Annotated in this window: 22 protein-coding genes; 2 read left to right on the forward strand and 20 right to left on the reverse strand. The window is 55.8% G+C overall.

What is annotated here, in order from left to right; all coding sequences use genetic code 11:
- Positions 1-6: 6 nt before the first annotated feature.
- A complete protein-coding gene (locus EJA72_RS08460) occupies positions 7-1,470 on the reverse strand; it encodes an ATP-binding cassette domain-containing protein (RefSeq protein WP_157711035.1) in 1,464 nt (487 codons plus the stop codon).
- A gap of 2 nt (positions 1,471-1,472) precedes the next feature.
- Complete coding sequence (locus tag EJA72_RS08465) at positions 1,473-2,885, reverse strand: phenylacetate--CoA ligase family protein (RefSeq protein WP_157711036.1); 1,413 nt, start codon at positions 2,883-2,885, stop codon at positions 1,473-1,475.
- 376 nt (positions 2,886-3,261) lie between these two features.
- Here EJA72_RS08465 and EJA72_RS08470 point away from each other — a divergent pair, with 376 nt between their 5' ends.
- On the forward strand, positions 3,262-3,699 hold the full coding sequence (locus EJA72_RS08470; protein ID WP_157711037.1) for a VOC family protein: 438 nt from the start codon (positions 3,262-3,264) through the stop codon (positions 3,697-3,699).
- Positions 3,700-3,799: 100 nt separating this feature from the next.
- Here the strand turns inward: EJA72_RS08470 and EJA72_RS08475 are convergent, their stop codons facing one another.
- Both EJA72_RS08475 and EJA72_RS08480 read right to left on the reverse strand, forming a co-directional pair.
- Entirely contained in the window at positions 3,800-4,756 is a 957-nt protein-coding gene (locus EJA72_RS08475; protein WP_157711038.1) for an NAD(P)-dependent oxidoreductase, read from the reverse strand.
- A complete protein-coding gene (locus EJA72_RS08480) occupies positions 4,753-5,946 on the reverse strand; it encodes a pyridoxal phosphate-dependent aminotransferase (RefSeq protein WP_157711039.1) in 1,194 nt (397 codons plus the stop codon). Before EJA72_RS08480 ends, EJA72_RS08475 begins: the two co-directional genes overlap by 4 nt.
- Positions 5,947-6,489: 543 nt before the next feature.
- On the opposite strand from EJA72_RS08480, the gene EJA72_RS08485 reads away from it, so the two are divergent.
- Entirely contained in the window at positions 6,490-7,536 is a 1,047-nt protein-coding gene (locus tag EJA72_RS08485; protein ID WP_178129189.1) for an RHS repeat-associated core domain-containing protein, read from the forward strand.
- 51 nt (positions 7,537-7,587) lie between these two features.
- Here the strand turns inward: EJA72_RS08485 and EJA72_RS08490 are convergent, their stop codons facing one another.
- The 16 genes from EJA72_RS08490 to EJA72_RS08565 form a co-directional block, all read right to left on the reverse strand.
- On the reverse strand, positions 7,588-8,322 hold the full coding sequence (locus EJA72_RS08490) for an amino acid ABC transporter ATP-binding protein (protein WP_178129192.1): 735 nt from the start codon (positions 8,320-8,322) through the stop codon (positions 7,588-7,590).
- Positions 8,315-9,274 carry an amino acid ABC transporter permease gene (locus EJA72_RS08495; protein WP_157711041.1) on the reverse strand — a complete coding sequence of 320 codons (960 nt, stop codon included), beginning with the start codon at positions 9,272-9,274 and terminating at the stop codon, positions 8,315-8,317. Before EJA72_RS08495 ends, EJA72_RS08490 begins: the two co-directional genes overlap by 8 nt.
- A gap of 212 nt (positions 9,275-9,486) precedes the next feature.
- Positions 9,487-10,284, reverse strand: a complete 798-nt coding sequence (locus EJA72_RS08500) for a transporter substrate-binding domain-containing protein (protein WP_157711042.1) — start codon at positions 10,282-10,284, stop codon at positions 9,487-9,489.
- A gap of 193 nt (positions 10,285-10,477) precedes the next feature.
- A complete protein-coding gene (gene mdoH / locus EJA72_RS08505; RefSeq protein WP_157711043.1) occupies positions 10,478-13,048 on the reverse strand; it encodes a glucans biosynthesis glucosyltransferase MdoH in 2,571 nt (856 codons plus the stop codon).
- Complete coding sequence (locus EJA72_RS08510; RefSeq protein ID WP_372240688.1) at positions 13,041-14,855, reverse strand: glucan biosynthesis protein G; 1,815 nt, start codon at positions 14,853-14,855, stop codon at positions 13,041-13,043. The genes mdoH and EJA72_RS08510 overlap by 8 nt, the downstream gene beginning before the upstream one ends.
- Before the next feature lie 321 nt (positions 14,856-15,176).
- Positions 15,177-15,614: a D-aminoacyl-tRNA deacylase gene (gene dtd / locus EJA72_RS08515; RefSeq protein ID WP_157711045.1), complete on the reverse strand. Its 438-nt coding sequence runs from the start codon at positions 15,612-15,614 to the stop codon at positions 15,177-15,179.
- Positions 15,611-16,582 (reverse strand): prolyl aminopeptidase, encoded by a 972-nt coding sequence (gene pip, locus EJA72_RS08520; RefSeq protein WP_157711046.1) that lies wholly within the window; start codon positions 16,580-16,582, stop codon positions 15,611-15,613. The genes dtd and pip overlap by 4 nt, the downstream gene beginning before the upstream one ends.
- Positions 16,583-16,845: 263 nt before the next feature.
- Positions 16,846-17,649 (reverse strand): N-formylglutamate deformylase, encoded by an 804-nt coding sequence (gene hutG, locus EJA72_RS08525; protein ID WP_178129194.1) that lies wholly within the window; start codon positions 17,647-17,649, stop codon positions 16,846-16,848.
- A 10-nt stretch (positions 17,650-17,659) separates the two neighbouring features.
- The gene (hutI, locus tag EJA72_RS08530; protein WP_157711047.1) at positions 17,660-18,865 is read right to left on the reverse strand and encodes an imidazolonepropionase; all 1,206 of its coding nucleotides are present in this window, start codon (positions 18,863-18,865) and stop codon (positions 17,660-17,662) included.
- A 101-nt stretch (positions 18,866-18,966) separates the two neighbouring features.
- Positions 18,967-20,499 (reverse strand): histidine ammonia-lyase, encoded by a 1,533-nt coding sequence (gene hutH, locus EJA72_RS08535; RefSeq protein WP_157711048.1) that lies wholly within the window; start codon positions 20,497-20,499, stop codon positions 18,967-18,969.
- A 131-nt stretch (positions 20,500-20,630) separates the two neighbouring features.
- Positions 20,631-22,154 carry a histidine ammonia-lyase gene (gene hutH, locus EJA72_RS08540; RefSeq protein ID WP_157711049.1) on the reverse strand — a complete coding sequence of 508 codons (1,524 nt, stop codon included), beginning with the start codon at positions 22,152-22,154 and terminating at the stop codon, positions 20,631-20,633.
- Between the two features lie 155 nt (positions 22,155-22,309).
- A complete protein-coding gene (locus tag EJA72_RS08545; protein ID WP_007948989.1) occupies positions 22,310-23,140 on the reverse strand; it encodes a glycine betaine/L-proline ABC transporter ATP-binding protein in 831 nt (276 codons plus the stop codon).
- On the reverse strand, positions 23,137-23,988 hold the full coding sequence (locus EJA72_RS08550) for a proline/glycine betaine ABC transporter permease (RefSeq protein ID WP_157711050.1): 852 nt from the start codon (positions 23,986-23,988) through the stop codon (positions 23,137-23,139). Before EJA72_RS08550 ends, EJA72_RS08545 begins: the two co-directional genes overlap by 4 nt.
- 70 nt (positions 23,989-24,058) lie before the next feature.
- Positions 24,059-25,027: an ABC transporter substrate-binding protein gene (locus EJA72_RS08555; RefSeq protein ID WP_157711051.1), complete on the reverse strand. Its 969-nt coding sequence runs from the start codon at positions 25,025-25,027 to the stop codon at positions 24,059-24,061.
- A gap of 69 nt (positions 25,028-25,096) precedes the next feature.
- Positions 25,097-26,569, reverse strand: a complete 1,473-nt coding sequence (locus EJA72_RS08560; protein WP_157711052.1) for a cytosine permease — start codon at positions 26,567-26,569, stop codon at positions 25,097-25,099.
- A 154-nt stretch (positions 26,570-26,723) separates the two neighbouring features.
- The coding region (locus tag EJA72_RS08565; protein ID WP_157711053.1) for a hypothetical protein at positions 26,724-26,854 on the reverse strand (131 nt) is incomplete at its 5' end.

Here is a 26,854-nt window from a genome sequence, read left to right on the forward strand (position 1 = left end):
TTATATTTAATAATTTTCTTCTTCCAACAACCCGTTTGAAATTCTAAAAAAACGAACACCTACGTTTTGCACAAACCTGGCATCATGGGAGACTATTATTCCGGCTGGATCAAGGCGCTGTATTTCAGACTCCAATAGTTCTTGGGTGCTTATATCCAGATGATTCGTTGGCTCATCCAAAATCAAAAAATTCGGATTGATCAGGCGTAGCGTCAATATTGCGAGACGTGCGCGTTCTCCGTAACTCAGTTGCCCTATCTTTTTTTGCGAGTCCAGGTATGAAAACCCGGAAGCCGCAAGTGTATTGATTGCCTGCTGACGATCAAGCCCGAAGCAAGCATTGATAAACTCTAAAATCTCTGATTCTTGAGGCAGCAATGAAAGTTCTTGATCGACAATTCCGATCTTTACTGAAGGGCCGACTACAACCCCCGAAACCATATCGATTATGGCTTTTAAAAAAACACTTTTCCCGCAGCCATTGCCTCCTGAAATGATGATTCTATCGCCCCTGTTAATAACCAAGGACTTTATGTAAAACAAGGCGACACCATCCGGGGAGCAAAGTGTCAAATCATCTATTTGCAATATTTTTCTGGAATTGAATTTATCAATGGCCAATGTTATTTCCCTATTTATGGGCACTGGCTTTTCTGGAACCACGGATTCGAAGCCTTTGATTTTTTTTTCGATTTTTTTAGCTTTCTGTAAGGCCTTGTCACTGTGGTGGTTTACACCAAGTTGGCGTTGAAAAATAGCGCTTTTTTTGAGCCGCTGAATTTCATTCAAAGCCTCGATTCTAACGTTTGCAGAAGCTTCTCTTTGATCTGCCAATAGCTTTCTGGCCGGAGTGAAAGGGACTTTGAAAATACTGAAGCGTTGATCATGTATAATTAGCGTACTGTTAGTAACAGTGTCTAGAAAATCTCTGTTATGACTGACTACAGCAAGGGCAGGAACGATATTGCTGTCTCTTAACAAATGACAAAGATTCGTTATGTGTGTCTGATCCAAATGATTCGTGGGCTCATCCAACAATAGTAGGTCCGGTTCTAAAAGGACGGCCCTGGCAATTGCCACCATTTTTTTCCAGCCACCACTCAGTTGGCCGAATGGTTGAGACCAATATTCCTGTGGAAACCTGAAAAGTTCAAGAGTGCAGCCTACTTTCCATTTTTCGTTAACAGAATCCTCCAGACTATCTTTCAGGATCTGAAAAGCATTACATTCATTCCAATCTTCGTTAAAACCCTGTTCAACATATTGAAATCGCATGCCTCTCGAATGGACGATGCTTCCTTCGTGATCATTTGAATACTTAGCGACACACCGTAACAAGGAGGTTTTACCAGCGCCGTTATCGCCAATAATGCCCAACCTGTCGCCACTATTGATTGAAAAGCTCATGTTCGAAAAAAGTGGAGTTTCACTATAAGACAAGCCTACATTATCGACTTTTACCAAAGCCATAGTCAGCTCAGCCCCCACTCTCGTACAATACTTCTACGCTTGTACGACTTTGTCTCTGGCAACTCATCAACTTCACGGTGCAGCAGACCAACCTGATAGCCGAACAAGTGAGAGAGTCTATCTTGGAGCAGCCTCCGTATCTCCGAAAAATTCTTCGGGATCGCTCCAGAGTATTGAGTTAAAAGCTCTACTGAGTCCGCGCTTTTTTGTATCAATCGAAATGATCTGAGTGTTTTATCTGGAGTGATCAGAATATCGTCCACCGCAGCAAGGATAGATGCACTTGGAACCAATTGATGGCCACGAGTGCGAAAAGCATCATCCTTCCTGCCATTTATTTCATAAAGGGCGGTCGACATGCTTCCGCACTTGCAGCACTCATCATCGAGTTTTTTTCTAGCGACATCACCATGATCGAATCGGATCAACGGCATCAACTCGTTATTCAGATCGGTACACAATACCGTGCCGAAACCGCTTTTATCCGTATTTACCACTTCCAGGTAAACACCATCTTCAACCACGTGATACACGCCATGAGCGCACTGAGTGGCAATCATTCCGATTTCCTCGGAGCTATACTCGTCAAACACAGGAACGCCTAGGGCCTTTGAGTAATAATCTCTCTCGAGTTGCGTGCTGCTTTCAGAGTTGGTCAAAACTGCTTCAACACCGCTCAATTTCAACGCCGACTTATGCTCAAGTATCAATGGTAAGTAGCTGGGCAATGTAACAAGCACTCGCGGCCTCAAAAACAATAAATGTTCACCTAAAGGCGTGCTCGCGTGCAAGTCTGGCAATTGGAACGTTCTATAGTTTCCATGAAGGGAAGAAAATGCCAACCCGGAATGGTGGAGCAGATAAATCCAGTCGTTTTTTTGTAAAGGTTGCTGCAGACACGAATTATAAAATCGCATCACTTGCAAATGATCCAGGATTATATCGTCATCATCGCTATAGATAGTGAACGGCCTTCCGCTTGAACCGGAAGTTCGAGAGCTGTTGGCGGACTCAAGAAACCCAGGATTGTTCACAATCGCGCTGGCGTCGTAACGGCTAAGGGCTGCTTTCGTCACAATTGGAAGTTGCTCGAAATCGGCGAAGCTGGAAATGCAGCCCTTTTCGTAACCGCAGGCATCATAAAGCTCACGATAAAAGGGTACTTTTTCGTATGCGTTATCGACCAGACACTTTATTTTTAGCAACTGATTTTTTCTAAACTCGTCTTTCGGCCTACTTAAGTACTCGACCATATGGGCTGAGACTTTAGACCAGGACGCTAGAGCCTTTCCTTGCAGCTTGTAATTGTCAGTTGGCATTCGGAATGCCTGCTCCGCCAATTTTTTAATCGCTAGTAAGTTACCACTGTTTAAGTGCGAAGCATAAACACGTTCAATAGCATCAAAGTCATTCATTAATATGCATCCAGCGCTAAGAAATATATCAAGCTACAAATAATGACTTGTAACAATAGTTGCGACCCAGGCACACCACAAAAAACAATAACTAATCTGTTTAAATACACTGTCCACATCAACAACCGAACCATCAACTCCTTCGCCAAGTACTTAATGACTAATTCGAAATTACAAAAAGGCTAATGCGGTGTAAAGGGGCAAAATCTTAATTTATATTTCAGCAACGTTTTGCCGTAAACATTACATCCTATAAACAGAAAATACAGCTACAAAACATTTCTAGCCCACAACTAAAATACCTCTTGACACCTTTTCAATTGCGGTCGATATTTATTCCGCACAAAAAAATATTTCTTCACGGCGAAGGATTGTCATGATCAAATTTAATGCGCTTCTACCTGAGCTTATCGTTTCCAACGTAAAAAACAGCTTGAAGTTTTATTGCAAAGTAATCGGTTTTAAAATCGAGTATGAAAGACAGGAAGATGGCTTCGCTTTCATTTCATACAATGGAAGCCAACTGATGCTAGAACAGGACTGCTACAAAGCTTCGCCTTGGCGTGTCGAACCGTTAGAACCACCTTTCGGACGCGGAATAAACTTTTCAATTGAGTGCCCGGATGTTGCTGCGCTCGCGAGAGACTTGGTGACTTCGGGATATTCTCTTCGCAAACCTATAGAGGAGTTCTGGTACAAGGAAGGAAAGTTAATTCAAGGAGAACTTAACTTTCTTGTACTGGATCCTGATGGTTATCTGCTTAGATTTGCGCAAGATTTGGGGTTTAAGCCTATGAATAAAGATCTGCTATAACCCCATCCATCTGCCATCAATAAAGAAGGTCTGACCCAGGCCATTTTTGATTCTTTCCTGGTTTAAAAAATCAATTCGGCCAATCAGACCTTTTTTGTGCTCACTCGTTGCTGGCAGAATCAAAGCCAAGTTCTAGAATACGTTTCGCCGCATGAGCAAATATCTTATTAATCGTTTCTTTTTCCTGCGCCGCAATGTGCGATGTCACGATGAGGCTTTTAACAGGGAGATGAAGCAACCCATGTTCATCATTTACCAGGCCTTCATTATCTGCCCATTCATTGTAATAGCCATCCATGAAACAGAACGCTTCTGAATTGTCTGATAAAAATGTTTTCAAGGCGACTGGGCAAATGATTGCCGGACTCGACAGATTGAATATCTTCAAATTGGTTGATGCGTTTTCCAATATAACTTCATCTATCAAGTGGCGTGTTTCAGCTCCTCCTGTAAGATGTATACATAAGATATCAACGCAATTGACTATATCAACCAAGGCGTTAAATTTTAAACCAAGGGATTCTTCCAGCTCTACCTTCCGGCTTCGTGACCAGTACTGCATGTTTCTGCAACCACGCAGATGGAGCTGATGGGCAACCTCGCTACCGATCGCTCCCATTCCTACAAACCCGATGTTCAAAGTCGACAACGAAGGCCTGGGGGTTTGAAGCCATTGCGTGCCTTTTTTTACACCGTCGACACTTTCAAATACTTTTGCCAAGCAGGTTGTCATCATGGCAAGGGTGAACTCTGCCACTGCCGCGATGTTCATATATGGGGTATTGGCCAGTCGAATGCCCTTTTTTGTCGCGTATCCGATATCTACGAAACTGGCAATACCGGTTCCCATCACGACGAGGTTTTCTAGCCGGGTTGCGGTGTCTATAAAACGTGCAGACAGATATTCCGGCCCCCCCAGAATATAATCTTGTACTTCCGGCAAAACGTCTAAAATCTCCTGTTCATCAATGGGTGTTTTTATGTGAATGAGCTCATATCCATATGGAAATAGGCCGCTTTCGACTTCAAAATCTCCTGTTACCAGAATTTTTCTCATTCCAAAACCTCCAGTACTTTCTTTTTGTTCGCCAACCTCTCTTCAAGATCGGAGACTGCTTTTTTCAGGCGCAATATCGAAGAGTAAAACAGGTCGTCGGGTTTCATCAGTGCAATCCGAATACGGTTATGCCCCGCGACAATATGGCTATTCCAATAAAAGTACCTACCCGGCAATACAGCGACGCCATATTTTGCGAGGTAATCCGTAAACTGCAAATCGGAGAATCCGGTTTTTTCGATATTGATCCACATTACAGTCATCGCGGCGTCCGGGTCGGTCGCCTCAATAGTTATTAGCGTGCTCTTGAGCTCTGATGTCGCAATATCAATATTTTTCTTGACGATGTTGTGCATGTACTCAAGCCCACCTTGCTTCAGGGTGGCGTCAATAAACTCAATTATTACTCTTAATGAAAAATTGGAGCAGCACAAATATATTTCTTCATAAATATTTCGAATTTCACCGCTAAGATTTTCGCTGTATGAAAGAAGACTGGCTTTTGTATCTAACGTAGGCCATTGCTTACCGGTGTCTTCTAAAATGATAAATGACAATCCTTTCTCGATCAGAAGTGAATACTCGTCTATGGCTTGCTGATGACAAAAGCGAAAGGAAGTATCGAGCACCAAGACTACATTGTGTCGTTTGCATAACTCTATTATGCCCTCCATCGCAGCCGCATCAATGACAAAACCAGTCGGGTTATTCGGATTGACAAGAAACAGTACATCAATCTGCTTATCCCGCAAAAATTCTTCCACAAAAACAAAATCGAACAACATTATTTCTGGAATCGCTTCTAATTCAACTTCGCGACGGCGAAGCAGCTGTGCAAGATTATCAAACGTCGGCTCCACGAGTCCTACTTTGTAGTTTTTCGAACGCGCCCATGCCCCCACAATATCAATGCTGTTAGAAGCCGTTGGGCAGACCGAAAAATGCTCATGTCTGCGCAACCCATCAAGCCCGAAGTATTCGGAAAATTTGTTTTTGAACAGCTTTTCCATTTCTGGAATCGGCGTTTCAGTTGCCGATTGCCATAGCGCTGGCAATTCAGTTAATACACTATTGAAATATTGCTCCGCCGAGATATAGCTGTGCCCATCAGCAAGGTTATATCGTGCCGACAAGCCGAAAACCTCTAGTTCAGTCAAATTGTCATTTTTGTGACCTGGCAAATTCTTCATCGCGGATTGCAACCTCAGCAGATAGTTGTTTTCAGATAATTAGATTCACCTTTTAAAGGCTAATAACCTGAGCCCCAACTGTAAAGTTCTTGCGCCCCCCCACTTCCAGTCTGAATATTTCTGTACTCCTCTCAACTCATGAAGCTAACGTTATCAATTATTTCTACATTCATTCGAGCGCGAAAAAACGAACAGCATTTAATAATCATCAATTGTTTATTTGTTACTTAACCTCTCGAAAAGCGCTAAAACTTATAAAATCCGTAGTTTTGCGCGTTAAGTTAACCTCAAGCTGTTTCGCAGCGGAATCGCCCAAGAAGCATAACGTTACGTGCGTCGTGAAATAATCCGCATGAAATAACCCGGCAAACACTTTCAACATCAGCTACCTAGGAAGACATACTGCCCTCCGTCGGCGTTTTTGATGATATTTGAGCATCGCCGAAAACTCCGTGTATCTGTAGTCCTATCACTTCTGATAGGTAGACGGCCCCTCCCAACCCGATTGAAACTGTTTCACAAGCTTCCCCCATAGGTTGAAAAGTGAACGGATCTCCTGAGTTTTTATTTATCTCCTACGAATACGACGCTCTTGCTCGTTTGGTCAGCCACGTGCTCGCTGGCCAATCTCGTCGGAAGCGCTTTTACCAAAGAGATCAGTTGGCAACGGAAATTCAAGACGCCCTTGGGCACCAAATCTTTCAATCAGCCGACAGGTTGTTAGCAGAGCGCTACAAGGAGGGTGCCCCACACGCGGCTTTATTACTGATGACCGATAAGCAACGATCGGTGCTGCAGACTCCTGACGGCGAGTCGGCATACACCCCTTATGGGCATCACGCGGCTGTAGGTGAGTGCCCTGGCCTTCTAGGATTCAATGGCGAACGTCCCGACCCGTACACCCAACATTATTTACTGGGGAATGGGCACCGCGCTTTCAATCCGACGCTCATGCGCTTCAACAGTCCCGATAGCTTGAGCCCATTTGGGAAAGGCGGTTTGAATAGCTATGCGTATTGTCAGGGAGATCCCGTTAATCGCACGGATCCTACAGGGAGGTTTCACGGATGGGCGTGGTTTACAAATGGCGCCCTGGGATTTGTGAGCGACTATGTGACCCCCTACTTTCCTAGGAGGCTGGCACAGCGGATTCCGGGAGTGGGGAACAAGACCTTTGGACAGGCCACCAAGGCAATGTCAGCCGTCAGCGGTCTTGCTGCGACTGTGCTTTACCTGGTCATGAACCGCATTGAAGACGAATTCCCAGACTCACCGGCCAATGACCCGCTCTTCTTCGCTTTTTTGACGACAAGTGCAGTTGGCTTCCTTAGTGGTACTGGTTTAACCCTGCACAAGTTGGGCAGGCGCCCCCCTCGACTCCAACCGAAAGCGGGGCTCCGCTCACGATCCCAGTCGCAACCTAATACGGGCCATGACTTTGGCAGCAAAACTCCAACGCCAGTCATCAATACGAATCTGGACAGATTCAATCTGAAGATGAGATTTGATCAAGGCGAATTCAGCCCCGACCCAGTCATCCAAATCTCAACCCTCATCCGGCAAGGCTTCAGAAAGCGGCATTCAATCTAAAGCAGGGCACGAGGGCTGCGCGGACCCTCGCAACTCGAGTGAGTACAAGACTTACAGCACCTGCCGTAAAAACGCCTGAGCACGCGAATCCTTCGGCGCGTCGAAGAACTCCGTTGGCGAAGCGTCTTCCAGCAGTTTCCCGTGATCAAAAAACAGCACCCGATCCGCCACTTCCCGCGCAAAGCCCATTTCATGGGTGACGCAGACCATGGTCATGCCTTCCACGGCCAAGGTCTTCATCACATCCAACACTTCGCCGACCATTTCCGGATCTAGCGCCGAGGTGGGTTCGTCGAACAACATGACCTTCGGTTCCATCGCCAACGCGCGGGCAATCGCCACGCGCTGTTGCTGGCCGCCGGAAAGGCGTGACGGGAACTCGTTGGCCTTTTGGGAAATGCCCACCTTTTCCAGCAACGCCATCGCCTTGGCCTCGCGCTCCTTCTTGCCGCGCTTGCGCACGACTTTCTGCGCCAGGCACAGATTTTCCAGCACGGTCATGTGCGGGAACAGATTGAAATGCTGAAACACCATGCCGACTTCACGGCGGTAGGCATTCACATCGGTTTTCGGATTGGCCAGTTGCAGTCCGTCAATGCTGACCGAACCCGAGTCGAACTCTTCAAGGCCATTGAGGCAGCGCAGGAAGGTCGACTTACCGGAGCCGGACGGACCGATCACCACCAGCACTTCGCCCTTGGCAACACGGGTGGAGACGTTATCCACCGCGCGTACCACCTGGCCACGGGTGTCGAAGACTTTTACCAGATCGCGGACTTCAATCACTTTGCGCGAGCCTCCGCTCAAGCCGGCTGGCGATTTTCGACAGCGGCAAATTGATCAACAAATACAGGCCGGCCACGCAGAACAGGATTTCAAACGGCGAGAATGAGGTGGTGATGACTTCTCGACCGCTTTTCAGCAGCTCGGTTATCGCGATCACCGATACCAGCGAAGTGTCTTTGACCAAGCTGATGAACTGCCCGGCCAGAGGTGGCAGCACCCGTTTCAATGCTTGCGGCAACACCACGTGGCGCATCGACTGGCCAGCGCTCAAACCCAGCGAGCGCGCAGCTTCATTCTGGCCACGGGCGATCGACTGCACGCCGGAGCGGATGATCTCTGCCACGTAGGCGCCGGTGAACAGCGACAGCGCGGCGATCCCGGCGAACTCTCGGGACAGGTTCATCACGGTGCCGATGAAGAAGTAGAAAATGAAGATCTGCACCAGCAGCGGGGTGCCGCGCACCAGCTCGACATAAATCGTCGAAAGGTCGCGCAACGTCGGATTGTTCGAGAGGCGGCACAAGCCCATGACGAGTCCGATCAGCAGGCCAAGCACACCGGAAACCACCGACAGCCACAAGGTGGTCCAGAGGCCCCACATCAGCGGTCCTGCGGCCCAATGGCGAGTTACGCCGATGACGTCGCCTTCCGCCACGTCATCGCCTTGGGCGACTTGCAGGCTGTTGTCGTCGACGGTCAGGTGCTGCTCGTCGCCTGCGTCGTTGCGCAGGGTGACTTCAGCCTTGTCGCCCTTGCGAACCAGTTCGCTGACCGTGGAGATGTCGGCGGCGCGCTGGGATTCTTCGGCGTGGTAGGCGAAGTATTGCGGCACACGGTTCCAACGCCATTCGTAGGACATCAGCGAGGTGGCGTAATACAACGCGCCGGCCAGGCCGATCAGCACCAGCACGGTCAGGACGTGCCAGGGCCATTGGGCTTTTTTCTGTTTCATTGCGGGTTCCGGATTCTGTGTTGCCTTGGAGGCCGTCATCGCCAGCAGGCTGGCTCCCACAAGAGAATGCAATTCATTGTGGAAACCAGACTGCTGGCTCTCACAGGGGAATGCTTTTCATTGTAGGAGCCAGCCTGCTGTCTCCCAGAGGGGAATGCATTTCATTGTGGGAGCCAGCCTGCTGGCGATTGGGCGCGACTCGGTCTCGAGCCTTATTCCATGTCCTTCTGCCAGGCGGTGTCTTTGAACCACTTGTCATGGATGCGATCGTAGGTGCCGTCTTCGTGGATCTGGTGCAGGAAGTTGTTGATGAAGTTGATGCTGTCGTAGTCACCCTTCTTCAGTCCAAACGCCAGCGGCTCATAGGTGAACGGCTTGTCGAGGAACACCAGTTTGCCGTTGCCGACCTTGTTCACCGCCACAACGTTGTACGGCGCGTCGTAGATGAAGGCGTCGGCCTTGCCGTTGACCACGTCGAGCACGGCTTCCTGCTCATTGTCGTAGCCGTGGTACTTGGCCTTGGCGATCAGCTTTTTGGCGACCATCTCGCCGGTGGTGCCGAGCTTGGAGGTGATGCGGTAGTCGGCGGTGTTCAGGTCTTTGTAGGACTTGATGGTGCCTTCCAGATCCTTGCGAATAAGCAACGTCTGGCCAACCACGATGAACGGTTCGCTGAAGTTCAAGCGCAGGTTGCGTTCCTGGGTCAGGGTCATGCCGCTGCCGATCATGTCGAACTTGTCGGTCATCAGGGCCGGGATGATGCCGTCGTAGCCGGTGGAGACCAGCTCCAGCTTGACGCCCATCGCTTTCGCCATGGCTTTGAGGATGTCGACTTCGAAGCCGATGATCTCGCCGCGCTTGTTGGTCATCTCGAATGGCATGTAGGTCGGGTCCATGCCGACTTTCAATGTGCCACGCTTGACCGCGTCATCGATGGCACCGGCTTGCGCCGCGCTCACAGCAACCAATGCCGTGACGCCGACCAGCAGCATCGAGAGATACTTCTTCATCATCATGTCCCCAGAACCCTTGCGTTGTGAGGCGCGCAAACCGCCGTTTTCCTTTGGAAAACCAGCAGATACGAACAGAAAGTTGTCCGGGCGCACCCATCCGGGGGCGGATGCTAACGCACTCACTCGTTTTCACAAGTGTTTGGCAACGTTCAGGCAAAAAAAAGCCCCGCTATTCAAGCGGGGCTTTAAGTCATGCCAACTGAGGCTGTGAGCTCAGCGGTTTGAGCGGCAGCAGCGGCGCATGGGGATCGGCCTTGACCGATTTGCGCCAGGCTTCAAGCCACTCGGGGTGACCTTCGCTCCAGACCTGCTCGTGCAAGCGGCTCAGGGCCACCGGATCACTCAGCAGTTGCACACGTTCGTTGTTGTTCAGGCCGTCTGGCCCGACTTTCAACGCATGGCGAACCCGCTCGACCCGCAGCCATTCGATCGGCTCGGCCTGACCGTGGCGCGAGGTCGCCAGCGAGCACGCCAGGGCGTTCTGCTGAGGATCGACCACCGACCGGATGAAGCCGTCTTTCAACGCGTGATAACGGTTTTCATGGGTGTACTGGTCAGTCGCCAGCAACGCCTGTGGCGGATTGTATTCCTCAGGGATCAGGAACAGGCTCTCGTCACGGGACTTGAGGCCCAGGCCCACGCGGCTGGAAATCACCGACACCGGGATCGACAACATCAACGAACCGACAATCGGCACCAGCCACCAGAGGAAGCTCGGGTTCAGCCAGATCACCAACAGGGCCCAGAAGAAGCCCAGCAGGGTTTGCGGACCGTGGCGCTTGACCGCTTCGCTCCATGGCGTGGAGTCATCGTCACGTTGCGGCGAGTTCCAGGTCGCGGCCCAGCCGAGGAACGCGGCGAGCACGAAACGGGTGTGGAAGATCATTCGCACCGGCGCCAGCAACATCGAGAACAGCATCTCCAGCAGCATCGACAAGGTCACCTTGAACTTGCCGCCGAACTCTTTCGCGCCCTTGGCCCAGATCAGGATGATGCTCAACAGTTTCGGCAGGAACAGCAGCACGATCGTGGTCGAGAACAGCGCAATAGCCTTGTCCGGATGCCATTGTGGCCACAGCGGGTAGAGCTGACGCGGTTCGAGGAAGTACTGCGGCTCCATCAGCGTGTTGACCGCCAGCAGCGCGGTCGACAGCACAAGGAAGAAGAACCACAACGGCGCCGACAGGTAAGACATCACGCCCGTCAAGAACACCGCACGGTGCACCGGGTGCATGCCCTTGACCAGGAACAGGCGGAAGTTCATCAGGTTACCGTGGCACCAGCGACGGTCACGCTTGAGTTCGTCCAACAGGTTCGGCGGCAGTTCTTCGTAGCTGCCCGGCAAGTCGTAGGCAATCCACACGCCCCAGCCGGCACGGCGCATCAGCGCAGCTTCGACGAAGTCGTGGGACAGAATCGCGCCAGCGAATGCGCCTTTACCCGGCAACGGCGCCAGGGCGCAGTGCTCGATGAACGGCTTCATGCGGATGATCGCGTTGTGGCCCCAATAGTGGGATTCGCCCAACTGCCAGAAGTGCAGACCGGCGGTGAACAGCGGACCATAAACACGGGTCGCAAACTGCTGCATGCGTGCATAAAGGGTGTCCATGCCCGACGCACGTGGCGCGGTCTGGATGATCCCGGCGTCCGGCGTGGCTTCCATCAAGCGCACCAGACTGGTCAGGCACTCGCCGCTCATCACGGAGTCGGCGTCGAGTACGACCATGTACTTGTAGTCACCGCCCCAGCGACGGCAGAAGTCGTCGAGGTTGCCGCTTTTGCGTTTCACGCGACGGCGACGACGGCGATAGAAGATCTTGCCGAAACCGCCCGCTTCGCGGCAGACGTCCAGCCAGGCCTGTTGTTCGGCGACGCAGATATCGGCCTCGTTACTGTCACTGAGGACGAAAAAGTCGAAGCGATCCAGGTCGCCCGTGGCCGCAACCGACTCAAAGGTCGCACGCAGACCGGCAAATACCCGAGGCACGTCTTCGTTGCAGATCGGCATCACCAATGCGGTGCGCGCGTCCTTCGCGATCGGCTCGTTACCGGCGCTTTTACCGGAGATGCGGTATTTATCGTGCCCGGTGAGCAACTCGAGGAAGCCCATCAGCGCCGTCCAGAAACCGGCCGATACCCAGCAGAACAGAATCCCGAACAGAATCAGGATGCTGGTTTGCAACGCATACGGCAGCACTTGCGTGGCCGTTTGCATCAGCGGTTGATGCAGGACTTCGTTCAGGTCGACGAACGCCCAGCCCTGGTACGGCATGATGCCTTTCATGTACCAGCCGGCAACGATGGTCTGGCCGAGCATCAGGACCAACAGGATGTAACGACGGATCGAACCGACGGTGCGCCAGCGAGCCGCCGGCAACACGCGCTCATCCTTCGGCGGGGCCGGCGGATTGGTGCGACCGGTCAGACGGCGCCAGCCGCGCACCAGAATGTTGGTGCGCCACGGCTCCGGCACGACCTTGGTCCGACGGATCGGCGGGGTCGCCTTGAGGCAAACGCGGCCGCTGGCGTCGAGCACCAGCATTTCGGCGTCCTGCAGCTCTTCGGCGGTGTTCAGGGTCAGGCGCTTGCCGACCGAAGCCTGGGCGGCCTCGGTCGGGGCGTCAAATGTCGAAGACGACAGACGCTGGTGCAACTCGCTGAAAGACTGGCAGCCCGCGAGTTCCGCGCGCTGCTCGTCCGTCATTGGCAGATGCGCCAGATACTCGGACAGAGTTTCTGGCTGTACGTGTGAATTACTCATCGGCAGGCAACTGATAGCTCCAGGTCTCGGTCAGGACTTCTTCAGTCGCTGCCGATTCCGGTGTGGCTGGGGCCGCGTCCGCAGCAGCAGGCTGCTTGGCGTCTTTGTTGGCCTTGTCCTTGGCATCGGCTACCGGGCTGGCGTCGGCCTGTTTGGCTTCAGCTTGCTTCGCTTCCTTGTCCGCCTTCTCTTGCTGTTTGGCGGCAACCTTGTCGGCCTTGGCTACAGAAGAACTGGACGCGGGTACCGACGATTTGGCCAGGTCTTCCGGCACGATGTTCTGCACCAGGGCAGCACGCATCTCGGTGGATTTGCCCGGGTCTTTGATCTTCATGCGCAGGGTCAGGCGCCAGCCCTTGGTCTCAGGGTTGTAGCGTACGCTGTTCTCGACCAGCTCGGCGTTGTCGCCAACGCTGACTTGGCTGCGCACGTCTGCATCTGCCGGCAATGCCGCCAGGGACGGGCCTTCGAAGTCGACCAGATAGGCAACGCTGCCGTCCGGTTGACGAATCAGGTTGGACTGTTTGACGTCGCCGGTGGAGCGCAAGGTCTGTTTGACCCAGGCGCTGTCCGGTGCGTGAATCGCCGCTTCGTCCATGGTCCAGTGCAAGCGGTAGCCAAACTCAAGCGGCTGGCCAGGCTCAGGCAGTTTTTCCGGGCTCCAGAAAGCAACGATGTTGTCGTTGGTTTCATCAGCGGTCGGAATTTCGACCAGGTCTACAGAACCCTTGCCCCAATCGCCTTTTGGCTCGATCCAGGCACTTGGGCGCTTGTCGTAGCGATCGTCGAGGTCTTCGTAGTGGCTGAAGTCGCGGCCACGTTGCAGCAAACCGAAACCGCGCGGGTTCTCGATAGAGAAGTTGCTCACCGACAGGTGTTTCGGGTTGTTCAGTGGGCGCCAGATCCACTCGCCGTTGCCGGCATGGATCGACAGGCCGCTGGAGTCGTGTAGTTCGCGACGGTAGTTCAGCACTTTGGACGGCTGGTTGGCGCCGAACAGGAACATGCTGGTCAGCGGCGCAACGCCCAGTTTGGTGACCTTGTCACGCAGGAACATCTGCGCCTTGACGTCGACGATGGTGTCGCTGCCCGGACGCAGGGTCAGGCGATAGGCACCGGTCGCGCGAGGCGAATCCAGCAGGGCGAAAATCACCAGGTGCTTGTCGCCCGGTTTTGGCTGCTGAATCCAGAACTCACGAAAACGCGGGAATTCTTCGCCCGACGGCAATGCGGTATCAATGGCCATACCGCGAGCGGACAAACCATAGGTGTGCCCCTTGCCGACAACGCGGAAGTAACTCGCGCCGAGCATGGTCATGATTTCGTCTTGCTTGTCGGCCTTGTTGATCGGGTACAGCACACGGAAACCGGCATAACCCAGTTGTTCGGTGGCTTTAGGATCGAATTTCAGGTCGCCGAAATCGAAACGACTTGGGTCGTATTTGATCTCTTCGACGGTGTTAGCCGTGATTTCGTTGATTTTCACCGGCGTATCGAAATGCATACCCTGGTGATAGAACGACAGCTTGAATGGGGTCTTCTGATCGGCCCACTCGGCTTTTTCGGTCAGGAAACGAATTTTTTGATAGTCCGCGAATTTCATCTCACGGAATTCGTTCGGCAGGTTACTGCGCGGGGCTTCGTATTTCTGCCCGGCCAGCTCTTTTGCCTTGGCCGACACATCATCCAGATTGAATGCCCAAAGCTGACCGGCGCTCAGCAGGCAGAGCAGTGCAGAGCCCGCTACCAGTGCGCTTCGTAACCGTTTGGCAGACAATTTTGGTGCATTACAGGGACTAACAATCACGAGCAACCCTCGCCGAAAACAGATCAAAAAACCAACGGCCAGTTAAAGGGCCTGTGAGGTAGACGGCACAAAAAAACCGTCCCTGCAGACCACTCTTGCCAAGTTGGCGAGCATTGTTCCGACTCCTATGGGGCTAAATGATTCCCCAAAAGGTCCAGGACAAGTCTCTACCTAAGTCAAAACGGACCAACGAACGCTGATCCCCGTAGCGCGCGATTATCTAGTAGGCCGCGTTACAACGCATCAGGGGCAACCAAGTATTTATCGCGAAAATCCCCTGTTTTCAGTCGAAATGAGCTTAAAAGGATGTTTTAAGCGCTTTTACGTCTGTAACAGGAAGGTTACCGGGCCATCGTTGACCAGGTGCACCTGCATATCCGCGCCGAATCTACCTGATGCCACTGTGCCATGCACCTGTTTCGCCTTTGTTAATAGATAGTCGAAAAGCTCCTCGCCAAGGGCTGGAGGGGCGGCGGTCGAAAAACCCGGGCGCAGCCCGCTTCTTGTGTCGGCAGCGAGGGTGAACTGCGAGACCAGCAGCAACCCACCGCCTACATCCGCCAGGGACAAATTCATCTTGCCCTCCGCGTCGCTGAACACACGATAGTTAAGCAGCTTATGCAGAAGTTTGTCGGCGTTGGCGCGAGAGTCCTCAGGCTCGACCGCCACCAGCACCAGCAATCCCTGATCGACGGCACCAACCACCTCCCCCGCGACCTCGACTCGCGCGCCACGCACGCGTTGCAACAGGCCCTTCATGCTTCTTCGGGCGGCAGGTCGAGCAGGCGACGAGCCATCTGATTGGCGGCGCGCACCAATGCATCGGTAATCCCCGGCTCGGCGGCGGCATGGCCGGCGTCACGGATGATTTGCAGCTCGCTGTTCGGCCAGGCCTGGTGCAACTCCCAGGCATTGTCCAACGGGCAGATCACGTCATAGCGACCATGGATGATCACGCCGGGCAAATGGGCAATCTTGCCCATGTCGCGAATCAACTGATTGGGTTCAAGGAACGCATTGTTGGTGAAGTAGTGGCATTCGATGCGAGCGATGGACAGCGCACGCTGTGGCTCGGAGAAACGATCGACCACCATCGGGTTCGGGCGCAGGGTCGCGGTCCGGCCTTCCCAGGTGGACCAGGCCTTGGCGGCGTGCATCTGGGCGATCTGATCGTTGCCGGTCAGGCGTTTGTGGAAAGCGGTGAGCAGGTCGTGGCGCTCGTCCAGCGGGATCGGCGCGATGTAGTCCTGCCAGTAGTCCGGGAACAGACGGCTGGCGCCGGCCTGATAGAACCACTCGATTTCCTGCGGACGGCAGAGAAAAATCCCACGAACAATTAGTCCGTGCACACGCTCAGGATGGGTTTGCGCGTAAGCCAACGCCAGGGTCGAACCCCAGGAGCCGCCGAACAGCACCCACTTGTCGATGCCCAGGTGTTGGCGGATTCGCTCAAGGTCGGCCACCAGATCCCAGGTGGTGTTGTTTTCCAGGCTGGCGTGAGGCGTGGAGCGACCGCAGCCACGCTGGTCGAAGGTCACAATGCGGTAAAGGTTTGGATCGAAGTAGCAGCGGCTCGCCGCATCGCACCCGGCGCCGGGGCCACCGTGGATGAACACCACCGGCAAACCTTCCGGTGAACCGCTTTCGTCGACATACAGGGTGTGGGTTTCATCGACTGCCAGATCGTGCCGGGCGTGGGGTTTGATCTGCGGGTACAAAGTCTGCATTGCGCGCTCCGTAAGGGGTCGAGGTCATCCCTGGGGGGACTTCTATTATTCTGCCGTCCGGCATCATAAACCCGAATTACGTCAATGAGCATGTCATGCAGGATTGAAACTCTGTGGCGAGGGAGCTTGCTCCCGCTGGACTGCGAAGCAGTCCCGAAATCATTCAACCCGGTTTCGCCAGAATGATTGCGGTACCAGGGTTTACGACGGCTACGCCGCCGAGCGGGAGCGAGCTCCCTCGCCACAGAGTGCAACACAATGCATCAGCGGTTGTAGTGCTTTTCGCCCCAGGCCAGCAAACCTTGCAGCAATTCCTTGAGCACCACTTGCGTCGGTGCCGCCAGGTCCGGCCGGTAGCGGAACGGTTCGAATTCTTCCATGTAGGTGCACTGGCCCAACTCCAGTTGCACGGCGTGGATGTTTTCGGCCGGGTTACCGTAATGCCGGGTGATATGGCCGCCCTTGAAGCGACCGTTCAACACATGGCTGTAGTCGGTGTGCTTCGCGCAGATCGCTTCCAGCTGAGTGGCCAACTGAGGATCGCAACTGGCGCCATTGAAGGTGCCGAGGTTGAAGTCTGGCAGCTTGCCGTCGAACAGGTGCGGGATGATCGAGCGAATCGAGTGCGCATCGAACAGCAACGCATAGCCAAACTCGGCTTTCAGTCGCGCCAGCTCGTTTTGCAACGTGCTGTGGTACGGCGTCCAGACTTGTTCCAGATAAGTTGCGCGCTCTTCAGCCGACGGTTCCATGCCCTCGCGGAACAACGGAATGCCGTCGAATAACGTTGCCGGGTACAGACCGGTGGTCGCGCCGACGTACAAGGGTTTGTCGTCGGACGGGCGGTTCAGGTCGATGACAAACCGCGAATACTCGGCAGCCAGGGTGCTGGCGCCCAGTTCGGCGGCGAACTCGTAAAGTGTGGGGATATGCCAGTCAGTGTCCGGCAGGCTTCTCGCGTCGGGAATCAACCCGGCCTCGACCGCAGGGGTCAGGCGCACGCCGGCGTGGGGCATGCTGATCAGCAGCGGCACGCGGCCTTGTTTGAAGTTCAGAACCTTATCCACAACTGCTCTCCTAAACGCTTGTCTCGACGCCGTGACGCACGACGCGTTTTTCCAGGTCTCCGCCCAGCCAGTACGACAGGTCGGCGGGACGATCGATTTGCCAGGCGACAAAATCGGCGACCTTGCCCGCTTCCAGCGAACCGTGCGTGTCGGCCATGCCCAAGGCAGTGGCGGCATGGATCGTTGCGCCGGCCAAGGCTTCTTCCGGGGTCATGCGGAAACAGGTGCAGGCCATGTTCAGCATCAAGCGCAGCGACAACGCGGGCGAGGTACCCGGATTCAGGTCACTGGCGATGGCGATTTTCACGCCGTGCTTGCGCAAGGCTTCCATCGGCGGCAACTGGGTTTCGCGAAGGAAGTAGAACGCGCCCGGCAGCAACACCGCGACGGTGCCCGATTCGGCCATGGCGATGGCGTCGTCTTCGGTCATGAATTCCAGATGATCGGCCGACAGTGCGTGATAACGCGCCGCCAGCGTAGAACCGTGCAGCGACGACAATTGCTCGGCATGCAGCTTCACCGGCAAGCCGAGTTTTTGTGCGGTGATGAACACGCGCTCGACCTGCGCTGGCGAAAACGCCAGGTACTCGCAGAACGCGTCGACTGCGTCCACCAGACCTTCGGCGGCCAGGGCCGGAAGCATTTCAGCGCAGATGTGATCGATGTAATCGTCGGCGCGGTCCTTGTATTCCGGTGGCAAGGCGTGAGCAGCCAGGCAGGTGCTGCGCACGCTGATCGGCAGTTCGGCACCGAGGCGACGGGCGACCCGCAGCATCTTGCGTTCGTTGGCCAGGTCGAGGCCGTAGCCGGACTTGATTTCAATGCTGGTGACGCCGTCGCGTATCAGGCTTTTCAGACGCTTGGCGGCGCTGGCGAACAACTCGTCTTCGCTCGCCGCGCGAGTGGCGCGCACGGTGCTGGCGATACCCCCGCCGCTTGCTGCGATCTCCGCGTAGCTGACACCTTGCAGGCGCTGTTCGAATTCACCGCTGCGGTTGCCGCCGAACACCGTGTGGGTGTGGCAGTCGATCAGGCCCGGCGTGACCCAGGCCCCGTTCAAATCGTTGACCGCCGGGTATTCGCCGGGCGGCAGTTCGCTTCGCGGGCCGACCCACTCAATGAGCGCACCGGACGTCACAATGGCCGCATCCTCGATGATCGAGTAGACGCCTTGCGCCATGGTTGCGACGTGGCAGTGTTGCCAGAGGGTTTTCATCCCTTAGTCTCCACAGTATTCAAATTCGAATCGCCAGCAGGCTGGCTCCCACAGGGATGCGCAATGCAACGGTGGGAGCCAGCCTGCTGGCGATGAGTGCATCACAGGCTAGGCAGCAATTTCGCTGTGATCAGTTCGTTCAGGCAACGCGACGCCAGCAACTCGGTCGCGGCATTGATGTCCGGTGCAAAGAAGCGGTCCTTTTCATAGAACGGCACTTCCTTGCGCAGAATGGCCCGAGCCTTTTCCAGTTTTACGGAAGTCTTCAGACCATTGCGCAGGTCCAGGCCCTGAACGGCCGCCAGCCACTCTACGGCGAGAATCCCGCGAGTGTTCTCGGCCATTTCCCACAAACGCTTGCCGGCAGCCGGGGCCATGGACACGTGGTCTTCCTGGTTGGCCGACGTCGGCAGGCTGTCCACCGAATGGGGATGGGACAACGCCTTGTTTTCGCTGGCGAGTGCCGCAGCAGTCACCTGCGCGATCATGAAACCGGAGTTCACGCCGCCATTGGCCACCAGGAACGGTGGAAGCTGCGACATGTGCTTGTCCATCATCAACGAGATACGACGCTCGCTCAGGGAGCCGATTTCAGCAATGGCCAGGGCCATGTTGTCAGCGGCCATTGCAACCGGTTCGGCGTGGAAGTTACCGCCGGAAATCACGTCGCCTTCAGCGGCGAAAACCAGTGGGTTGTCTGAGACGGCGTTGGCTTCGACCGCGAGCACTTCGGCTGCCTGACGGAACTGGGTCAGGCAGGCGCCCATGACTTGTGGCTGGCAGCGCAGGGAGTACGGGTCCTGGACCTTTTCGCAGTTCTGGTGCGAATCGGAGACTTCAGTGCGCTCACCCAGCAAATCGCGATAGGCGGCAGCGGCGTCGATCTGGCCTTTCTGGCCACGAGCGGCATGGATGCGTGCGTCGAACGGCGAGCGCGAGCCCAACACCGCTTCGACGGTCAAGCCACCCAGGGACAAGGCGCCGGCGAACAAATCTTCACCTTCGAACAGGCCACGCAATGCAAAAGCGGTAGACACCTGAGTGCCGTTGAGCAACGCCAGGCCTTCTTTCGCGGCCAGGGTCAGCGGCGTCAGGCCGGCGACTTTCAGCGCTTCGGTCGCTTCCATCCACTCGCCTTTGTAACGAGCCTTGCCTTCACCCAGCAGCACCAGCGACATGTGGGCCAAAGGCGCCAGGTCACCGGAGGCACCGACCGAGCCTTTCAATGGAATGTGCGGATAAACCTCAGCGTTGATCAGGGCGATCAGCGCGTCGATGACCACGCGGCGAATACCGGAGAAACCACGGCTCAGGCTGTTGACCTTGAGCACCATGATCAGCCGCACCAGCGCGTCGCTGATGGGCTGGCCGACACCGGCCGCATGGGACAGCACCAGCGAGCGCTGAAGGTTTTCCAGGTCTTCGCTGGCGATGCGGGTCGAGGCCAGCAGACCGAAACCAGTGTTGATGCCGTACGCGGTGCGGTTCTCGGCGAGGATCTGCTCCACGCAGGCAACGCTGGCTTCGATCTGCGCCGAGGCGCTGCTGTCGAGGGTCAGTGTCACTGGTTGCTGATACACATCACGCAGTTGGGCAAGGCTCAGTTGGCCGGGAATCAGGTTTAGCGCAGTCATTTCATTCTCCTTTTGAGAGTCTTTTACGCTCTTGGTTTAAGAGGCCTACCAGTCGCTCCGGAGATATCCGTTGTCCGTCGCTTCCCTCTTTTTGAGAGGGCTGGCGCCTTGGCACGCTGGTTTGTGTGGACTCAGTTCAAATTCGGCAACGCTTTTTGCAGCAAAACGGGGTCTTTCAAAACGCCGGCAGCAGCGGCGATGTCCGGTGCCAGCCAGCGGTCCTGATCGTAAGCGGGGACGCGTTCGCGCAGCAGGCACCACGCGGCATCGGTGCCGGCGCCAAAACGCTGTTCTTTCAAAAATTCGAAAGCCTGGGCCGCCAACAGGTATTCGATGGCGAGGATCTGCGTGCAGTTTTCCAGGGTACGGTGCAGCTTCAACGCGGCGGTGGTACCCATGCTCAAGTGATCTTCCTGCAGGCCCGAGGTAACGTAGTTGTCGAGCACCGCCGGTTGCGCCAATTGGCGGTTTTCCGCGCACAACGAAGCGGCGACGTATTGCACGATCATCATCCCGGAGTTCACCCCCGGATTAGCCACCAGAAACGCTGGCAGACCGCTGACGTGCGGGTTGATCAAACGGTCGAGGCGACGCTCGGCGATGGAACCGATTTCCGCCATGGCGATGGCCAGCAAATCTGCTGCCATAGCCACGGATTGGCCGTGGGGATTGGCCTGGGACATCACGCGGAAGTTGTCCGGCGTCCCCAACAACAACGGGTTATCGGTGCAGCCGTTGAGTTCGATTTCAATCTGTTTAATCGCGTGCTGAAGCTGATCGCGAGCAGCGCCGTGAACCTGTGGAATCGAGCGGATGCTCAGCGCGTCCTGAGTGCGAATGCCTTTGCTGCCGGCAATCACTTCACTGCCGTCGAGCAACGCCCGCAGGTTGATCCCGACCTGCTGCATGCCCGGGTGCGGCTTGAGCGCGATGATCTCGGCGTCGAACGCCGCGATCTGGCCACGCTGGGCCTCGAAGCTCATGGCGCTGATCACGTCGGCCCATTGCAGCAGGCGCGTGGCGTCGGCAATGGCCAGGCAGCTGAGACCGCTCATGCAGGGCGTGCCGTTGACCAGGCACAAGCCATCTTTCGCGCCGAGCTGAACCGGCTGCAAACCTTCTTCGGCGAGCGCCTGCTGCGCGGACACGATTTTCCCGCGATAGCTGACATTTCCGACACCCAGCAACGCGATGCCGATGTGGGCCATGTGGGTCAGGTAACCGACCGAACCCTGGGACGGCACTTGCGGGGTGATGCCGCGGTTGAGCAGCGCCAGCAGCGCTTCGACCACCTGGCGATGGATGCCGGATTTGCCCTGGGAGAAATTGCGGATCGCGGCACACATGATCGCGCGCGTCTGTTCGTCGGCCAGCGGTGCGCCAACGCCACAGGCGTGGCTGAGCAAGGTGTTGCGAGACAGTTGGGTGAGTTGTTCGCCCTTGAGCGATACGTTCGACAAGGCGCCCAGGCCGGTGTTGACGCCATAGGCGCGTTCGCCGCTGATGACGATGCGCTGGACAATGGCTTGGGCATTTTCGATACGAGCCCAGACCTGCGCCGACAGCTCGAGCTGTGCGCCGTGACGGGCTACGGCAACCACATCCTGCCAACGCATCGGGGCGTCGGCGATAACGATTTTTTCAGCCTGGGACATCTTCAACCTCATGGCAATTCTGTTGATGCATGACTTCTGTGGCGAGGGAGCTTGCTCCCGCTGGACTGCGAAGGAGGCCCAAAAATCTTGCGACCGCTACGCGCTCGAGCGGGAGCAAGCTCCCTCGCCACAAAAGCGGTCTCGCCACAAATTTTTTAAACCACCGCAGCCCGACGCTGTACGAACCGGTCCACATATTCATCCGCCGGCGAGTGCAGAATCTCTCGCGGTGTGCCGACCTGAATCAGGCGGCCATCCTTGAGGATCGCAATGCGGTTGCCGATGCGCACGGCCTCGTCGAGGTCGTGGGTGATGAAGACGATGGTCTTGTGCAGGGTCTTTTGCAGTTCCAGCAACTGATCCTGCATCTCGGCGCGGATCAGCGGGTCGAGCGCACTGAACGCTTCGTCCATCAGGATGATGTCGGTGTCCGCCGCCAAGGCACGGGCCAGGCCCACACGCTGACGCATGCCGCCCGACAGCTGATGCGGGTATTTGTTTTCGTAGCCCTTGAGGCCCACGGTGTTGATCCAGTGCAGCGCGCGCTCGGAGCACATTTGCTTGCTCTCGCCACGCACTTTCAAACCGTAGGCAACGTTATCCACCACGGTCTTGTGCGGCAGCAGGCCGAAGCTCTGGAACACCATGCTGATCTTGTGCCGGCGAAATTCGCGCAGGGCTTCCATGTCGTATTGCAGGATGTCCACGCCGTCCACCAGGATCGCGCCGCTGGTCGGGTCGATCAGGCGATTGAAGTGGCGCACCAGCGTCGATTTTCCAGAGCCCGACAGCCCCATGATCACGAAGATCTCGCCGGTGCCGATGCTCAACGACAAGTCGTTCACACCAACCACACAACCGGTTTCGGACAGCACCTGATCCTTGGTTTTACCCTGGCCGATCATGGCCAGCGCATCCTTGGAACGGTTGCCGAAAATCTTGAAGACGTTTTTGACTTCGATCTTGCTCACGGTTGCGTTGTTCATTTGCTCACCTCATGCCGTGCACGACCGTACGCCTGTGTAATGCGGTCGATTACCACTGCCAGAATCACGATCGCCAGACCGGCTTCAAGGCCACGTCCGACGTTGAGGGTCTGAATCCCCACCAACACGTCTTCGCCCAAGCCACGGGCACCGATCATCGAGGCGATCACCACCATCGACAGGGCCATCATGGTGGTCTGGTTGATCCCGGCCATGATGCTCGGCAGGGCCAGCGGCAGTTGCACGCCGAACAGTTGCTGCCAGCGGTTGGCACCGAAGGCGTTGATCGCTTCCATCACTTCGCCGTCAACCTGGCGGATGCCCAGATCGGTCAGGCGGATCAGCGGCGGGGCGGCGTAGATCACCGTGGCGAAGATCGCCGGGACCTTGCCCAGGCCAAACAGCATCAGCACCGGGATCAGGTACACGAAGCTCGGCATGGTCTGCATGATGTCCAGCAGCGGCATCAGGATCGAACGCAGGCGATTGCTGCGTGCCGAGAGAATGCCCAGCGGAATGCCGATCAGCACCGAAATGATCGTGGCGACCATCATCAGCGCCAGCGTCTGCATCAGCTTGTCCCACAGGCCGACCGCACCCACCAGGAACAGCAAGCCGACGATGACCGCCGTGGTCACGACCTTGCGGGTCGCGTGCCAGGCAACGCCCGCCACGATCGCCAGCATCAGCCACCAGGGCGCCGCACGCAGCAGCCCTTCAAGATTGACGATGGCCCACAACAGGGTGTCGGAGATGTGCCGGAACACGTCGCCGTAGTTGGTAACCAGCGAATCGACCCAACTGTTGACCCAGTCGGCGATGGAAAAGGTAAAGCTTTCGGGAAACATAAGAGACTCTCAATCAAGGGGTTGCGATCAAGCGTCCGACTGCCGTTGTCGACAGCCGGAGAGACTCAACCTACAAAGCCGCGTCGATTTTCTTGGCTGCGTCGTCGCTCACCCACGCGTGCCAGACTTCAGGATGTTCCTTCAGGAAGATCTTGGCCAGTTTTGGCGACTCGATCCGCTCTTTGGTCATGCGTCCCAAATTCTGGTTCAGCAGGTCGATTGGCAAGTTGACTTTTTCCAGCACAGCCACCAATTCCGGGGCCTCTTCGTGGAAGGTCTTGGACAGGCCGACCTTGATGGTCACGCTCTTGTCGACGCCTGGCTTCTCTTCGAGTTTGACCGCATCGATTTGCCCCATCAGCGGAGTTGGCGACCAGTAGTAGAACAGGATTGGCTCGCCACGCTTGTAGCTCGACAGCACGGCCGCATCCAGCGCCGGGCCGGTGCCAGGGCGGAAGTTGGTGTAGGTGCTTTCCAGGCCGTAGCTTTTCAGCATTTCGCTGTTGTCCAGCTCACAGGTCCAGCCGGCCGGGCAGTTGTAGAAACGGCCTTTCGATGGCTCTTCCTGGTCCTTGAACACGGCGGAGTACTTGGCCAGGTCAGCAATGTTTTTCAGGTCCGGCGCCTTGGGTTCCAGCTTGCGCTTGGCGTCGCCTTCGATCACATAGCGCGGCACGTACCAGCCTTCTACCGCACCCACGACCGGAGCGCCGACACCGACCACTTTGCCGGCCTTCTCAGCCTTGTTCCATACTTCGCTGCGGCCGACCCACTCTTCGGCAAACACTTGGATGTCGTTGCTGCTCAGGGCGTTTTCCATGGTGATGGAGTTGCCCGGCAGGCTGTCAGTCTTGCAGTCGTAACCTTTCTCCAACACGACTTGCAGCACGTCGGTCAGCAGCATGGCGCTTTCCCAGTTCAGGCCGGCGAATTTCACCGGTTTGCCGGACTCGCACCAACCCGCCGCCTGAGTGGCGCCAGCGCTGGCCAGCAGGCCCATGGAAAGCAATGTGGTCAGCAGGGTCTTGTTCGATTTCATTGTTGTGACGCTCCTAATCATGAATTGGCTTACGGCAGTCAAGAGGCATCCAGCCCTGTCCACGTCCAATCAGGCCTGCACCGCAGCGCGACCGGCACCGATTGTTCCAGGTTGTACAACGCTGTCCTGCTCGACCGGCAGAATCAGTTGATCGGGCACCGTGCCATGCCATTTTTTTGCACACACGTAATACAGGGCGGCGGGAATCACCAGACCGATGATCCAGGAGATATCCACATCCCCCAGCGCCGCCACCAGCGGACCGGTATAGAACTTGGAGGAGATGAACGGCAACTGCACCAGCACACCGAAAACATAGACGCTGATACCCAGAACGTTCCAGCGACCGTAACGTCCGTTCGGATCGGACAGTGCCGGCACGTCATAGCGCTCACGGGTGATGCAGTAGTAGTCCACCAGGTTGATCGCGCTCCATGGCGTGAAGAACGCCAGCAGGAACAGGATGAAGGACTTGAACGCACCGAGGAACGAGTGCTGGCCGAGCAACGCCATCAGCGTCGCCGCACCCACGATGACCAGCACGAACACCAGACGCTGCAAGCGCGTGACTTTCAGGTCACCACGGAAGCCGCTGATGATGGTCGCAATGCACATGAAGCTGCCGTAGGAGTTCAGTGTGGAGATGGTGACCTTGCCGAACGCGATGCTGAAGTACAGCAGCGCGGCGGTGGCACCGGTTCCACCCAGACCCACGATGTAGGCCACTTCGTGACCCGCGAATTGCCCGTTGGCCGAGGCGGCGGCGAACACGCCGAGGATCATCGCCACTTGTGCGCCAATGACCGAGCCCGCGCCGGCGGCAAAAAAGGTTTTCACCGAAGACGTCTTGCTCGGCAGGTAGCGTGAATAGTCAGCCACGTAAGGGCCGAAGGCGATCTGCCAGGACGCCGCGAGCGACACCGCCAGCAGGAAGCTGCTCCAGCTGAAGTGGCGGATTTGCAGCAGTGCGCCAACGTCCGTCTGGCTCATCAGGCGACTGAACAGGAAAACAAAGGCAATGACACCAATGACACTGGCGATGCGGCCAATCCAGTGGATCACCCGATAACCCAGCACCGTGACCAGCACGATGACACTGGCGAAAATCAGAATGCCGGCGCTGTCGCTGACGCTAAACAACTGCCCCAGCGCCTGGCCGGAAAGAACGGTACCCGTGGCGGTGAAACCGAGGTACATCAGGCAGACCAGTACGATCGGGATAGCCGCGCCATAAACACCAAACTGCACGCGACTGGAGATCATCTGCGGCAGGCCAAGTTTGGGCCCCTGCGCAGCGTGCAGCGCCATGACGCCGCCGCCGAGCAGTTGGCCGATCAGCAAACCGATCAACGACCAGAACACATCACCGCCCAGCACCACGGCCAGGGCCCCGGTGACAATCGCGGTGATTTGCAGGTTGGCCCCCATCCACAGGGTGAACTGACTGAATAGACGACCGTGTCTTTCCGCTTCCGGGATGTAGTCGATCGAACGTTTCTCGATCAACGGTTTACTGCCTGCACGTTCATCTTGGACAGCCATGGTTCAACCTCTGTGGATTGTTATTAGGGTTTACTCGATCCCTGTAGCAGCTGCCGAAGGCTGCGTCGGGTTGCGAAGCGACCCCGGCATTCCAAGTTGGAACGAAGGTCCTTCGGCCCTTAACGCAGCCTGCGGCAGCTGCTACATGGCTAGTTTATTTGCCGGTAATCATCGGCAGGTTCAGCCCTTGTTCCTTGGCGCAGTCGATCGCGATCTGGTAACCCGCATCGGCGTGGCGCATGACGCCGGTCGCCGGGTCGTTGTGCAGCACGCGAGCGATTCGCT

The sequence above is a fragment of the Pseudomonas sp. PB120 genome, assembly GCF_009761815.1.
In the GTDB taxonomy this organism is placed as follows: domain Bacteria; phylum Pseudomonadota; class Gammaproteobacteria; order Pseudomonadales; family Pseudomonadaceae; genus Aquipseudomonas.

What these genes read in the sequence shown, in the direction of transcription:
- EJA72_RS08560 (WP_157711052.1), bottom strand. Translation starts at nt 26,569, where the DNA reads ATGGCTGTCCAAGATGAACGTGCAGGCAGTAAACCGTTGATCGAGAAA.
- EJA72_RS08555 (WP_157711051.1), bottom strand. Translation starts at nt 25,027, where the DNA reads ATGAAATCGAACAAGACCCTGCTGACCACATTGCTTTCCATGGGCCTG.
- EJA72_RS08460 (WP_157711035.1), bottom strand. Translation starts at nt 1,470, where the DNA reads ATGGCTTTGGTAAAAGTCGATAATGTAGGCTTGTCTTATAGTGAAACT.
- hutH (WP_157711048.1), bottom strand. Translation starts at nt 20,499, where the DNA reads ATGACTGCGCTAAACCTGATTCCCGGCCAACTGAGCCTTGCCCAACTG.
- EJA72_RS08500 (WP_157711042.1), bottom strand. Translation starts at nt 10,284, where the DNA reads ATGAAGAAGTATCTCTCGATGCTGCTGGTCGGCGTCACGGCATTGGTT.
- EJA72_RS08550 (WP_157711050.1), bottom strand. Translation starts at nt 23,988, where the DNA reads ATGTTTCCCGAAAGCTTTACCTTTTCCATCGCCGACTGGGTCAACAGT.
- hutH (WP_157711049.1), bottom strand. Translation starts at nt 22,154, where the DNA reads ATGTCCCAGGCTGAAAAAATCGTTATCGCCGACGCCCCGATGCGTTGG.
- EJA72_RS08545 (WP_007948989.1), bottom strand. Translation starts at nt 23,140, where the DNA reads ATGAACAACGCAACCGTGAGCAAGATCGAAGTCAAAAACGTCTTCAAG.
- EJA72_RS08470 (WP_157711037.1), top strand. Translation starts at nt 3,262, where the DNA reads ATGATCAAATTTAATGCGCTTCTACCTGAGCTTATCGTTTCCAACGTA.
- hutI (WP_157711047.1), bottom strand. Translation starts at nt 18,865, where the DNA reads ATGAAAACCCTCTGGCAACACTGCCACGTCGCAACCATGGCGCAAGGC.
- EJA72_RS08480 (WP_157711039.1), bottom strand. Translation starts at nt 5,946, where the DNA reads ATGAAGAATTTGCCAGGTCACAAAAATGACAATTTGACTGAACTAGAG.
- EJA72_RS08465 (WP_157711036.1), bottom strand. Translation starts at nt 2,885, where the DNA reads ATGAATGACTTTGATGCTATTGAACGTGTTTATGCTTCGCACTTAAAC.
- pip (WP_157711046.1), bottom strand. Translation starts at nt 16,582, where the DNA reads ATGCAGACTTTGTACCCGCAGATCAAACCCCACGCCCGGCACGATCTG.
- EJA72_RS08495 (WP_157711041.1), bottom strand. Translation starts at nt 9,274, where the DNA reads ATGAAACAGAAAAAAGCCCAATGGCCCTGGCACGTCCTGACCGTGCTG.
- EJA72_RS08475 (WP_157711038.1), bottom strand. Translation starts at nt 4,756, where the DNA reads ATGAGAAAAATTCTGGTAACAGGAGATTTTGAAGTCGAAAGCGGCCTA.
- dtd (WP_157711045.1), bottom strand. Translation starts at nt 15,614, where the DNA reads ATGAAGGGCCTGTTGCAACGCGTGCGTGGCGCGCGAGTCGAGGTCGCG.
- mdoH (WP_157711043.1), bottom strand. Translation starts at nt 13,048, where the DNA reads ATGAGTAATTCACACGTACAGCCAGAAACTCTGTCCGAGTATCTGGCG.